At 67.6% G+C, this 12919-nt stretch carries 10 protein-coding genes and 1 pseudogene; 8 read left to right on the plus strand and 3 right to left on the minus strand.

Going from position 1 to position 12919, the window contains the following annotated elements; genetic code table 11:
* The first annotated feature begins 1733 nt into the window (after positions 1-1733).
* From E6J58_00070 to E6J58_00080, 3 genes are read left to right on the plus strand one after another with little or no spacing between them, the layout of a single operon-like run.
* Positions 1734-3050 carry an amidohydrolase family protein gene (locus tag E6J58_00070; protein TMB44451.1) on the plus strand — a complete coding sequence of 439 codons (1317 nt, stop codon included), beginning with the start codon at positions 1734-1736 and terminating at the stop codon, positions 3048-3050.
* A 10-nt stretch (positions 3051-3060) separates the two neighbouring features.
* A complete protein-coding gene (locus tag E6J58_00075; GenBank protein TMB44452.1) occupies positions 3061-3735 on the plus strand; it encodes a DUF4476 domain-containing protein in 675 nt (224 codons plus the stop codon).
* Entirely contained in the window at positions 3735-5591 is a 1857-nt protein-coding gene (locus E6J58_00080) for an ABC transporter ATP-binding protein (protein TMB44453.1), read from the plus strand. The genes E6J58_00075 and E6J58_00080 overlap by 1 nt, the downstream gene beginning before the upstream one ends.
* Positions 5592-5628: 37 nt before the next feature.
* Here E6J58_00080 and E6J58_00085 read toward each other — a convergent pair whose 3' ends face one another.
* Positions 5629-6252, minus strand: a complete 624-nt coding sequence (locus E6J58_00085) for a hypothetical protein (GenBank protein TMB44454.1) — start codon at positions 6250-6252, stop codon at positions 5629-5631.
* Positions 6253-6312: 60 nt separating this feature from the next.
* Between E6J58_00085 and E6J58_00090 the strand changes: the two genes are divergently transcribed.
* From E6J58_00090 to E6J58_00110, 5 genes are all read left to right on the plus strand, one after another.
* A complete protein-coding gene (locus E6J58_00090) occupies positions 6313-7494 on the plus strand; it encodes an RsmB/NOP family class I SAM-dependent RNA methyltransferase (GenBank protein ID TMB44461.1) in 1182 nt (393 codons plus the stop codon).
* A gap of 6 nt (positions 7495-7500) precedes the next feature.
* Entirely contained in the window at positions 7501-7845 is a 345-nt protein-coding gene (locus tag E6J58_00095; GenBank protein ID TMB44455.1) for a translation initiation factor, read from the plus strand.
* A 102-nt stretch (positions 7846-7947) separates the two neighbouring features.
* Entirely contained in the window at positions 7948-8889 is a 942-nt protein-coding gene (locus E6J58_00100) for a diguanylate cyclase (protein TMB44456.1), read from the plus strand.
* 97 nt (positions 8890-8986) lie between these two features.
* On the plus strand, positions 8987-9295 hold the full coding sequence (locus E6J58_00105) for a hypothetical protein (protein TMB44457.1): 309 nt from the start codon (positions 8987-8989) through the stop codon (positions 9293-9295).
* Positions 9296-9342: 47 nt separating this feature from the next.
* On the plus strand, positions 9343-10377 hold the full coding sequence (locus E6J58_00110; protein ID TMB44458.1) for a hypothetical protein: 1035 nt from the start codon (positions 9343-9345) through the stop codon (positions 10375-10377).
* Between the two features lie 237 nt (positions 10378-10614).
* Here E6J58_00110 and E6J58_00115 read toward each other — a convergent pair.
* Both E6J58_00115 and E6J58_00120 read right to left on the minus strand, forming a co-directional pair.
* A pseudogene (locus E6J58_00115) lies at positions 10615-11581 on the minus strand (EamA/RhaT family transporter).
* Between the two features lie 93 nt (positions 11582-11674).
* Positions 11675-12895, minus strand: a complete 1221-nt coding sequence (locus E6J58_00120) for a hypothetical protein (GenBank protein TMB44459.1) — start codon at positions 12893-12895, stop codon at positions 11675-11677.
* Positions 12896-12919: the final 24 nt, after the last annotated feature.

A 12919-nucleotide genomic window follows, 5' to 3' on the forward strand; every position in this document is an offset into this window, starting at 1 on the left:
GGGCGCTCACGACGAACGACTCCACCCCGCAGCTCGCCAACCTGGGGGCGACAGCGACATTCCATTCGACGATCCCGAACGGCAGTTACGCTTTGACGTTCCAGGTCAGGGATCAGTGGAACCACCTGGGAACGAGGTCGCATGACTTCGCCAGCGACGCCTGCGGAGCGAGCCCGATTTCGGCCACAGCGGCAGCGACGCAAACGGCCGGGGCGTTGCCGATGGATCCATGGACATTGACGGCGTTACCGGCCACGGGAGCGCATTTCTCCGACGATTCCGATCCAACGAAGTGCCCTTCCCGGTTCGCGCCGGCGTACACGTTCGCCTGGTCGTCCGTGGAGGCCGCGGCGACCGCGTTCTCCACGTCGACGAGCAATCCGAGCACGTTCACACCGGCGGAGTCGAAGTCCTACGCCGTCCGCCTCACCGTGTCCGGCAACGGCCAGAGCGGCGGTGCGGACGGAACCGTAAACGCGACCTGCGACGCGCCGACGGCGAATGCTCCAACAATTGTAAGTGTCAACGGGGCCGCTTCCGGTGCGCCGACGATCTTCGCGGGTGATGTAGTTGGCCTGAAGGCAGGGACAGCAACCTCCGCCTGCTTCGGCACGCCGACATTCAATTATTCGTGGCATGCGACCATGAATACGAGCGCCGCCGATGGGGAATTCCAAGCGCCAGCCTCGACCACTTCGAGGGCTGTGCTGACTCCTGCAGGAGCGGCGTCACATTATGAGGTGACCTACAGCGTATCCGACGGGGCTAAGCAGAGTCTCGCCAGTGCACCGGCCGCATTCGATACGGCGAATTGCGCGGCGACTACACCTCTTCTGACGGTGGTCACCGCCACGCAATCGCTGGATGCCGTCATCCGCATCGTCGGCGACGGTGGCTCTCCATTCACGGACTCGCTGAACATCGCGTATCCGAATCCGGAGGACGGCGGTCCGCCCGCTGCCAACGCCGGTCTCCCGGTGGGCACGGTACCGATCCCGTTCTATTTGGATAACGACGTCAGCATGACCGTCCAGGTAGACGATCCGCCCGGAGCGTCCTGCGGCAGCTATCAAGTCAATTCAGCCACGCTGCTCCGCCCGTTCAACAGCGACGCAGGTCTCCGCGCGTTCTCGGCTACCAACGTCGCGACCGGCGGTACTTTAAGCTTCACGTTCAAGCCGGATGTCGGAACGCAGAATATTGATGGCGGGACGGTGGTCGGGCAATACGGTGTGCACCTCGACATCACGACCCCGGCGCACCAGAACGTCACGGCCGATACGGCCGCGGTACCGGTGGAGGGCAACTGCGGCCTCAACCCGCCTGTCGCCTTCTTCGAAATGACACCGCCGACTGGCGCAGTCGGCATCACAGTGCAACTAGACGGTGGCCTGTCGGCCGATCAGGACAACCAGATCCTGTTCTTATCGACGACGGCGCCGACGACGGGATGCGGCCTCGATCAGACGCTCACATATCACTGGACGGTGCGGGATCCCGCCAATGTCGGCGTCGACCTTCCCCGGAACGACAGCACGGACCCTGGTCAATCGTTCACTGCGACGACGGCAGGGGCATACACGGTCGGCTTGACTGTCAACGACGGTAAGCTCTCGAGCGCGACCGAAACGCAGTTCTTCACGGCAGACGGAGGGCCGTAAACGCGGGATCTGCAGTGTGGCGGTGGTGGTCGCCGGTTGCGCGCACATCTGCGCCATGCGAGCGTCGGCGCCATGCTGCTCTTCGCGGTCCTTCTCCTCGCCCAGGCTCCCCGCGAGACGCCCCCGCCGCCGCGGCCGCCAGAGCGCGTCCTGATCAAGGCTGCGCACTTGATCGACGGGCATTCGAGCTCGCCCCGCAACGACCTCGCGGTCCTCGTCGAAGGCGACCGCATCGCGAAAGTCGGCCCAGCCGCCGAGCTCCAGGCGCCGGGAGTTCGCGTGATCGATCTCGGCGAGTCCTGGCTCCTCCCCGGCCTGATCGACGCCCATACCCACGTCCTTCTCCAAGGCGACATCACCGCGGCCGACTACGACGAGCAGCTCCTCAAGGAGAGCATCCCGTACCGCACCCTGCGCGCCGCCGCCGCGGTGCGCACCGCCGTGATGAACGGCTTCACCACCATCCGCGACCTGGAGACCGAGGGCGCGATGTACGCCGACGTCGATGTCAAGACGGCCATCGCCCGCGGTGTGATCCCCGGGCCGCGGATGTTCGTCGCCACGCGCGCGTTCGCGCCGACCGGCACGTACCCGCTGCTCGGCTACTCCTGGGAGCTGCAGCACTTGCCGGAAGGCGTGCAGATCATGGACGGCCCCGACGCCATCCGAAAAGCCGTCCGCGAGCAGGTGAAGTACGGCGCCGACTGGATCAAGTTCTATTCCGATCGCAAGTACTACAAGACGAACGATCCCAAACGGCCCTTGCGGTCCTGGGTGAACTTCACCCGCGCCGAGCTGGAGGCAATGGTCGACGAGGCCCACCGCCTCGGTCGCAAGGTCGCGGCGCACGCCATGGCATGGGACGGCATCGATGCGGCGCTCACCGCGAAGGTCGACAGCATCGAGCACGGCGACGGTCTCACCGACGACCTGATCGATCGCGTGGTGAAGCAGAACGTCTACTGGTGCCCGACCATCTACGTCGGCATGTACGTCGCGCAGGGACGGGGCGGGATCTGGCCCGACCTGATCGCGATGGAACGCGAAGCGTTTGCGAAAGCCCTCAAGCGAGGCGTGCGGATTGCCTACGGCACCGACGTCGGCGGCTACGCCTGGACTGAAAACCAGGCCAAGGAGCTCTCCGTCATGGTGAGGTACGGCATGACGGCGATGGCCGCCATCCAGTCCGCCACCAGCGTCGCCGCGGCGTTGCTCGATCCGATCTGCCCGCCACAGGCCACGGGCTGCGAGGGAAGCAACGTCGGATCGATCGCGCCAGGGAGGTTCGCCGACCTGATCGCCGTGGCGGCCGACCCGCTCAAGGACATCTCCACGCTGGAGCACGTCCAATTCGTGATGAAGAATGGCGAAGTCCTGAAGTCCCGTTAAGAGAACCGGCATGAAAAGACTCGGCTTGCTGCTCGTCCTCGTTGCCGCCTGCAAGGGCCCGGAGCGGGAGGCGCGCATGGGGCCACCGCCCGCCGCGAATCCCGTCACCGTGGTCCCCCTGCCGCCGCCGGTGGGCGAGGAAGTCGCCGTCGATTACCGGACGCAAACCGACGGTCAGGCGCTGATCGAGGTAGCAGCTCCACCGGGCGCGCGGGTGGACATCCGTGAGGGCCAGGCGCTGGTCGGGCGCGACACCGCGCCAATGGCGGTCAAGGCCGAGGCAGACCACTGGTACATGATCGGCGCACGTCTTCCGTCGGGCGCGGTGCGCGAGGCCAAGGTTCAGGCCCGCGCCGGCCAGGTGGCGTCGTTGCGATTCGTCGACGTCCCGCAGGGGCCGCAGGCCATGTCACGCGAGGCCTTCAAGGGGTTCCTCCAGGCCCTCGACGAGGAGCCTGGCGATCAAGCCAAGCTCAACCTGCTCCGCAGCGCCGCGGCAAAGCAGTGGTTCACCTCTGCGATGGCCGGCGTCATCATCGACCACATCGTGTACCGAGAGAACAAGCTCGCCGCGGTGCCCATCCTCAAGGACCGCATCCTCGACCGCGAAAACGCGTTCTGGCTCTACCAGCACTTCACCTACCGTGAGGACAAGGCCAAGGTGCAGGAGATCCTCGAGCACTGATGGCGCACGGATCGGTCAGAGCGCTGCCGCCGGATTCGTTGCGCGAACGGACCCGCCTGACCCTGCAGTACCTGAGGTACCTTCCCCGCACGTTCGCGCTGGTTCGCGAGTCCTCCCGGGCGTTCGCAGTGGGACTCATTGCGCTGCTGCTTGGCCAGGCAGCTTTGCCGGCGGCGATGGCATGGGTGGGCAAGCTGATCGTCGACGCCGTGGTGGCCGCTGCCCGCAGCGGGGATTCGGCGCAGCGTTGGCACGTGCTCCGCCTCGTGGCGCTGGAAGCGGGCCTGATGGCGGTGTCCACCGCGATGTCGCGCGGGCAGGCGCTGCTGCGCGATCTGATGCGCGCCTCCCTCGGCAACCACGTCAACACGCTGATCCTGGAGAAGGCCGCGACGCTCGAGCTGCGCCACTTCGAGGACGCGGACTTCTACGACAAGATGCAGAATGCCCGCCGCGAGGCGAGCATCCGCCCGCTCAGCATGGCGCTGGAGACCGCTTCGCTCCTGCAGCAGCTGCTGATCCTCGCCAGCTACGCCGTCCTCCTCGCCCGGCTCTCCCCCTGGTCGGTGCTGCTGATCGTGGCGGCATCGGTCCCCTCATTCATCGCCGAGGCGCGCTTCTCCGGAGAATCGTTCCGGCTCAACACCTGGCGCGCGCCGGAGGGACGCCGGCAAAACTACCTGGAATGGATCCTCACCCGCGACTCGCACGTGAAGGAAGTGAAGCTCTTCGATCTCGCGCCGCTGGTGTTGCGCCGCTACCGCGCCCTCTTCGAGAAGTTCTATGCCGAGGACCGTTCGCTGGCGCTGCGCAAGGGCGCTGCGGGAGTGGTGCTCGGGCTCGTCTCGCTCACCGCTTTCTACGGCGCGTACGCGTTCATGGCGGTGCGCGCTGCCCTGGGCGCGATCACCCTGGGCGATCTCACGCTCTACCTCTCCGTGTTTCGCCAGGGGCAGACTGCCATCCAGTCCGCGCTCGCCTCCATCGGCAGCCTGTACGAGGACGGCCTCTTCATGTCCAACCTCTTCGCCTATCTGGACATCGGGACCGGTGGGGAGCAGCCGCGGACGGTTCCGGCGCTCGCGCCCGCGCGCGTTCGCTCGCAGGAGATCGAGTTCCGCGACGTCTCCTTCCGCTATCCGGGCAGCGAGAACTGGGTGCTCCGAGGCGTTTCCCTCCGGCTCGCTGCCGGTGAGAAGCTCGCACTGGTCGGCGAGAACGGCGCCGGCAAGAGCACTCTCGTCAAACTGCTGATGCGCCTCTATGATCCGAGCGAAGGCGCCATCCTCTACGGCGGGACGGACCTGCGCGACATGGACGTCCGGGACCTGCGCGATCGCATCGGCGTGCTCTTCCAGGATTTCGTCCGCTACCAGTGGACGGCGCGCGAGAACGTGGGCGTCGGCTGGGTTCCCGCCCTCGACGATCGGGCACGGGTCGAGCGGGCGGTGGACGACGGCGGCGCGCGCAAGTTGATCGAGCAGCTTCCGCAGAAGCTCGATACCATGCTGGGCGGTTGGTTCGAGGAGGGACACGAGCTCTCCGGCGGCCAATGGCAAAAGATCGCGCTGGCCCGCGCGTTCATGCGCGATTCCGAAGTGCTGATCCTCGACGAGCCCACGGCGGCGCTCGATGCCGAGGCGGAGCACGAGCTGTTCGTTCGCCTGCAGCAGCTCGCTGCGGAGCGCACGGCGATTCTCATCTCGCACCGTTTCTCCACCGTGCGCCGCGCCGATCGCATTGCCGTGCTGCAGCACGGGCAGGTCGAGGAGCTGGGCACGCACGAGCAGCTCATCGCGCGCAACGGCCGCTATGCGCACCTCTTCCGATTACAGGCAGCGGGGTATGTCAGCTGAACCTGTACAGCCTCAAGAAGTCGCCGCAAAGCCGCACCTACGGTGCGGCAGCGGCTAGCTCCCCGTGGGCGAGATGGTGCTCGACTTCCAGCACGGCGGCGCCTTCGTTCTCGATCGCGGCTTCGTAATGCTCGCGCGCCTTCTGCGGCTGCTTCAGCGCCGCCCAGAAATGCGCCGACGCGAGCCTGCGCGCTTCCAGATCCGGATCCGAGTATCCGTCCTCGAGAAAGCTCTGCTCGTCGACGTGGCCGAGCAGGAATCCGGCGACCGGCCCCGGCCAGATGCGCTGGATCTTCGGTTTCCACGTCTTGGTCAACAAGCGCGTCCCCCGCAGCACGTACCGCGAGTCGGCGAGCCGCGTGCCGGCATACACGAGAAGTGCGGGCGGCTTCAGCCGGCTCGCCGGCCCCTCGTATGCCGCGTCCAGCGCCGCGACCCATCGCTCCACCCCGATCTCCCGCTCGCCCGCCAGCCACCGCGCTGCGCCGGCGAGCTCGAGCATGGTCCCGCTCTGCGCCGCGTCCGGCGCCTCCTCGAACGCACGGGCAGCCTCGGACCACCGCTTCAGCTCCAGCAACGCCAGGCCGCGCCAGAGCGGATGATCGTCGTGAGCGAGCTCTTCGAAGCGGCCTTCCTCCAGCAGCTGGCGGGGATCGTCCATCGCGATGAAGATGCGGATTCCGGCGTCTGCATGCAGGATCGGGCAACCGGGCTGTCGCTCATGCGACATACTGCTGGCGTGGATCGATTGCGAACGGTGCCATGGGACGCGCTCCGCGCGGACGTCGCGCTGCCCGCCATCGCCTCGGTCTTGCAAGGCGCATCGGCGGAGCGCGAAGTCGACCGAGCGCTGCGGCGCCACGGTGAGCTGGCGCGCGACGAACGGACCGCTACGGTGGAAGCGATCTTCGGCGTCGCGCTCTGGCGAAGACGGCTTCTCTGGGAGACCGGTTCCGTCTCGCCGGCGAATCTGCTGGCATCGCTGCTGCGCGACCTCGGTGGCGTTGCAGAGGACCGCGCGCTCGCGCTCACCGGAGCGGCGCCGGCCTTTGCGAAGACCGAACGGCCGACGCGGCTCGCCGATCGCTGGTCGCTTCCCGACTGGCTCGAGGCGCATCTGTTGCGCGAGCTCGGCGACGCGGCGGAATCGTTCTGTGCCGCCATCGCAGTTCCTGGCCCGGTGTGTCTGCGCGCGAATCGCCTGCTGTGCAGGCGCAGCGCGCTCGAGTCGGGCCTGGCCCGCGAAGGGATCGATACCGTCCCCTCCGACCGTGCTCCGGATGCGCTCTTCGTCCGCAGTCCGCAGGCGAACCTGTTCGGGACGCGCGCCTGGCGCGAGGGACACTTCGAGCCCCAGGACGAAGGAAGCCAGCTTCTCGGCCATCTCGTCGGCGCCCGGCCCGGTGAGACCGTCCTCGATCTGTGCGCGGGCGCCGGCGGAAAGTCGCTGCTCCTCGCTGCGCAAGGAGCGCGCGTGCTCGCGTATGACGTCGACCGCGAGCGCCTCGAGCGCCTGCGGACCCGCGCGCGACGCGCAGGCGCAGAGCGGCAGATCGAAATCGTCGATCGTCCTCGCCCTGCCGACCTCGTCCTCGTCGATGCGCCCTGCTCCGAGCTGGGCGTGCTGAGGCGCGGACCGGACGTGCGCTGGCGCATCGATCCGCGCTCGCTCGCAGAGCTGCCGCCGCTCCAGCGCCAGCTTCTGGAGACCGCCGCCCCGCTGGCCGCGAAGCGGGTGGTGTACGGCACTTGCACGATCAGCCGCGCCGAGAACGAAGACGTCGCAGACGCTTTCGATCGCGCGCATCCCGAGTTCCAGCGTGTGACGACGTGGCGCACGCTGCCGCACCTCGAAGGGACCGACGGCTTCTTCGCCGCTGTCTGGGAACGCGCCCGCGCCTGAGCATCCATGAGCGACGAGAAGAAGCCGTTCCACAATCCCTTCGGCGCGCTCCGCGAAAAGCTCGGCGATCTTCCCGCTGGCCCCGCCCCCGCTCCACCGGCGCCTCCGAAAGGGCCGGCGCGCGCAGTCGTGCGCATGGAGCGCAAAGGGCGTGGCGGCAAGGAGGTCACCGCCGTCGAGCAGCTCGACCTCTCCGTGCGCGAGCTCGCGCTGTGGCTCAATGATCTGAAGGCGGCCCTCGGCTGCGGCGGCGCAGTCGAAGGCGACGCCCTGGTCCTCCAGGGCGATCAGCGAAAGCGGCTTCTCGGGCTTCTCGCCGCTCGCGGCGTACGCAAGATCACGGTGGGATAGCGGACGCAGATCTACGCCCAGGTGAGAGAGGCGTCGAAGTGGGATACCTGGCGCGGAGGGGCTCTGCTACAACTCGACGCATCTGCTGCAAGGGGGGACTGTATGGCGGATGAAACCCGCGTCCTGGTCGTGCAGGCAGAGCCGTCGGAGCGCGCGTTTCAGAGGTCGCTGTTTGCCGAGGCCGGCATGTCGGTCGTCGAAGCGTGCAGCGGTTCCGAGGCGCTGGACTATCTCGCTACCGACCATCCCGACCTCGTCGTTCTCGGCCGCATGCTGCCGGACATGGACGGCCTCGACCTGCTTCCCCGCCTGAAGTCCAGCGAGCTCGATTTCCTCCCGGTGCTGGTGGCTTCGCACCGCAGCGAGACGGCGGAGCGCGTTCGCGGCCTTCAACTCGGCGCCGACGACTACATTTCTCGCCCCTGCGATCCGGCGGAACTGCTGGCCCGCGCGCGGGCGCTGCTGCGCACGAAGCAGACGCATGACCGGATCCGCAAGCTCCAGCTGACGCTGGAACAGATGGTGGTGAGCGACCCGCTCACGGGCCTCTACAACCGGCGCTTCCTGATGGATCGGCTTCTCCAGGAAATGCAACGCTCCGACCGCCACGGCGAGCCGCTGGCCTTCGCCATGATCGATCTCGACGGCTTCAAGACCATCAACGACCTCTACGGCCACGTGCTCGGCGACAAGGTCCTGCGCGCCGTCGGCAATGCGATCTCGCGCAGCATCCGCGTATCCGACCTCGCCGCACGCTACGGTGGAGACGAGTTCGCCGTGATCCTTCCGCAGACGCCGCCGGAAGGCGCGATGCGTGTGTGCGAAAGGCTCCTTCGCGCCATCTCCGAGGCCGGGTTCCAGGACGACTCGGGCAAGGTCTGCCGGGTGACCGCCAGCCTCGGTCTCGCCTACTACCCGGCGGACGACGTGGAAACTCCCGAAGATCTCGTTCACTCCGCCGACGGCGCCCTCTACGGCGCAAAGCGCTCGGGCAAGAACCGCTACACCGCGGTCCGTCCGATGCAGCCGCAGGCCACCGCGTAACTTTCTACGTTCTATAGAGTCGGACGGCAGAAAACGGGCGCAAGGCGCGGATCCACCGGAGACTCCCCTGGCGCGCGGCTCGCAACGGAGCTGCGGCATGGACACCAGGGACATGACCGATACGCGCCTGCTCACCGAGAACGAGATCGACAACGCCATCTACGCGGTGCTCTGCGCCGCCTTTTGCGCGGAGCACGAGGAGGAGCTGCGCAGGGTGGTCCGGCTTCGGCTGCCCGATACGCCGACTCCTCTACAGATCGTGGATGCCGTCTGCGCCGAGCTGCGTTGGCGCGGGCAGCTGGAGTTCGAGGAGCAGCGGCGGCAGCAGGCCGCGCACGTCCTGGCGGCGTTTCTCGATCTGCCGATCAGTGAACGCGACGACGTCTCGCTGATAGGCGTGGTCTAGACCCCACCGAAGCCGATGCACACCGTTCCCGCTGCTGGGGGGCGGGCATGCGCTGGGCGGGTTGGTTGCTGGCGTTCTGGGTCGCGTGCGGGGGACCGGGCTCCGGCGGAGGCGGCGGGGGATCCGACGTCGTCACCGACGGTGGAGCAGGCACGGACGGCGGCGTTGCCGCGGAGTGCGTCGGGCTCGTGCCGGCGCCGCCCGGAACCGCGATCGCGTTCGATGTCCCGTCGAATGCCAACGATCCGATCACGTGCGGACTGTCGACCGTCGACGGCTCGGGCTTCATCGCCGCCTTCGCTCCCTCGCAGACCCGTCCGCAACAGTGGATGGCGTTCGGTCCGAACGGAATGCGCTGGGGTACCTTCGACGCGCCCGCGGAGCTCTTCGCCCAGCCAACAGGCTTCATGGGTCTCTCGGGTGCGATCGAATTCGTGACGCTCTGGGATTCAGGGGGATCAGGCAAGCAGAGCAGCACCGCCGCGACCGCTATCGGGCCTGCGTTCGGCAGCGGCGCCATCGCCTTGTCGGCGGACTCCACCTCGCTCACCGTCACCAAAGTCGATGACACAGCGAGCGGAATCGCCAGCACCATTGTTGCCGGCAGCTTCATGCCGCGCGGGGCTGCGGAAGACTCGAGCGGCGCGGTGCTCGCACTGACGGGCAACGGCTCGGCAGTCAGCGGCATCTGGGTCGACATGGCGAGGCAAAGCGCAGGGCAGCCGTTCGCGATTGGCACCGCCACCACGGTGAAGGCGCGACCGCTGCTCGGCGGCGGCCTCGCCATCCAGCTCGATGGCCGCTGGGCGGGCGTGGTGCGGCCCGGCGAATCCGCGTTGCGGCCCGCTCCCGCCTGGCTCGGCGAAAGCAGGGACTTCATCCCCGCGCGCGGCGGGAACGCTTATGCCGTGATGCCGAACACGGGAAACTCCCTCGGAATCGTTTCCGCACAGGGCAATTCCTGCGGCTCGGCCACGTTCCCCGGCGTCAGCAGCGTCTCGGTCGGAATCGACGGGACCGTCGTCGGATCGACGGGCACGGCCGGCTGCACCAAGTACGTCTGGCGCAACGTGCTTCGATGAAGTAGCTAGATTGCGCCATGCGCGCCCGCATCCTCGCAATCCTGGTCGCGGTCGCGGCGCCCGCGCTGGCGTGGGAGCCGAGCTCGCCCGCCGCCGTGCAGGCGCGGATCGAGGAATTGCAAAAGGCTTGGGCGGGGAAGTCTCCGGAGGAGATTACGCAGGACAAGATCGCCCGCTCGCGGCAACCGCGCCCCCAGTGGGCGTCGCGCAGCGCCTGGAAGATGGAGCTCGGTCCGATCACGTACTACTTCGCGGTGGGGAAGGCGGGATTTCCCTCTTCCGTCGGCGCCGCTCCCGATCGGTCCGCGTCCGCTGGACGACCGCTCGACTGGTGGTACGACGACGCCGCGGCGATCCTCTATACGCTGGTGGTCGAGGCGCGCTGAGGCTGCGGCAGGAGCGTGCGCACGACCACGGCGGCGATCACCACAGCGCCTCCGGCAATGGCCCATGGACCTGGCCGCTCGCCGAATCCGATCAGCACCCAGAGCGGATTGAGCACCGGCTCGAGCATCGAGATCAGCGACGCTTCCGCTGCGGGCACCCGGCGCACGCCTCGAGTGAAGAGCAGGTACGCGAGCCCGAGCTGCACGATGCCGAGGTAGAGGAGCACTGCTGCGCCCTGCACCGACAGCATCGAAGGAGCGGCCTGCCACGCCCAGGGCGCCGTCAGCGCGGCAGCGAGGAGGTTGCCGAGCGTGGTGGAAGGGAGCGCGTCGCCGCTTCCGCCCTTGGCATCGCGGCGCAAGAGCACGATGGCCAGCGCGAAGAAGACGCCCGATGCAATGGCCACGACGTTTCCGAATGCCTGTCCGGGTTCCACCTTGCCGACGAAGAACAGCGACATGCCCGCAAGCGAGAGAGCAACGCAGACGGCATCGATGGGGCGGAAGGGCTCGTCGAGCAGAAACGGCGAGAGCAAAAGCACGTAAGCGGGCCCGGTGTACTGCAGAAAGATCGCGTTTGCGGCGGTGGTCAGCTTGGTCGCGGAAACGAAGGTGACGATGCAGGCCGCGTACGCCGCGGCGGTGGTCCATCGCGCGGCGCGCAGGTTGGGGCGCAGGACCAGCAGATAGAACACCCCCGCGATCAGCGACCGGCCGCAGGCGACCGCCAGCGCCGGCATCGGAGCGAGCTTGATGAAGAGGCCGCCGCTCGACCAGAGCACGGCGGCGCCGGCGACCGCGAGGACGGCGCGGCGCATGTCCCTGCCTCCGGCGACGCCGCCTCCTGGTTGGTCGGTGGTCATCGGCGCTGCCCCCCTTGCCGGACGGCAGCGCAGGTTATCAGGTCGGCATCAGGGCACGCCGCGGAAGATGGCGAGGCCGCCGTCCGTCGGGACCAGCAGCAGCGGCGGATCGTGCATCCGATCCTGCGACATGCGACCGATCCGCTCGCCGGGCAAGCCGTCGCGCTGGGTGATTCGATGTCCCTTCACGTCGCCGGGATCCCAGACGAGAAGCCCCGAACTGGGAAAGCCGAGGACGAGGTGCCCATCGGGGAGCGCCTGCAGCTCGAGGATGTTGTACTCGATGGCACCGAGCGCCGTGGGGTCGAAGTAGGTGAAGTGCTTGCCGTCGTAGGCGGCGATCCCGTAGGTAGGGCCGCGCCAGCTCTCCACCTCGCCGGAGGCGAACCACGCGACCCCGTCGTGCGTCACCGCCACACCGCGGATGTTCACCGGGTCGCCGTAGCGCGGCGGCACGAACACCGGCGGCGACTGGAACGCAGGCACGAACGGGTTCACTGGTTCCCAACTGTGCACCCAGTCATCGAGCTTCTCGCGGAAGCCGATCGCCCCCGCCGACGCGAGCCCGCCCATCCACAGGCGGCCATCCGGGCCGAGTGCCAGACCGAACCAGTCGCCGAAGGTGATGAAATCACGTACAGGGTCACCGGTGCACGGCGCGCGGAGGCACGCCACCGGGTGCACGTGATCCGCGTACCACTGTCGCTCATCCCCGGTATAGAACGGGTCCGTGTCGAGGTGCGGCGGCGGATAGTACTTCGCCGGGATGATGCGCGTGACGCCGTGATTCGATCCGACGTAGAGGTTTCCCAGGTGCTGGAAGTGGTCGTAGACCATGCTCATGATGGTCCGCGTCTCGTAGTAGTGCCCGTCGTTCGAATTGCGCAGATCGTAGCGGTTGACCTTCAGCTTGCCGTCGGGCTGCAGCAGGACCTGGTCCATCTTTCCCATGTGGGCCCAGGGGTCGCTCCACATGTGCGCATCCTTCAACAGCGAGCTGTTCGTCTCGCGCGCGTAGTACCCGACGAAGCATTCGCCCTTCGCTCCGCCCTCTACCAGCGTGATGTCGGGGCTCTCCGTGTAGCCGGAACCAAAATGCAGCCCGTCCTGCGCCGTGTAGCGGCGGAACACCTTCGCGCCCGGCTGCAGGAGGTAAAGGGCACTGTGGCTCACCACCCACAGGTTCTCGGACTCGTCGACCGATGCGGAGATGGGCGCTTCGAGCAGTCCTTGTGCCGAGCTGTAGATGACCAGGGGCCCGGAAGGCAACGGTCCGAAACCGAGGCCGCCGAT

Source organism: Deltaproteobacteria bacterium, from assembly GCA_005879535.1.
GTDB lineage: Bacteria > Myxococcota > Myxococcia > Myxococcales > 40CM-4-68-19 > 40CM-4-68-19.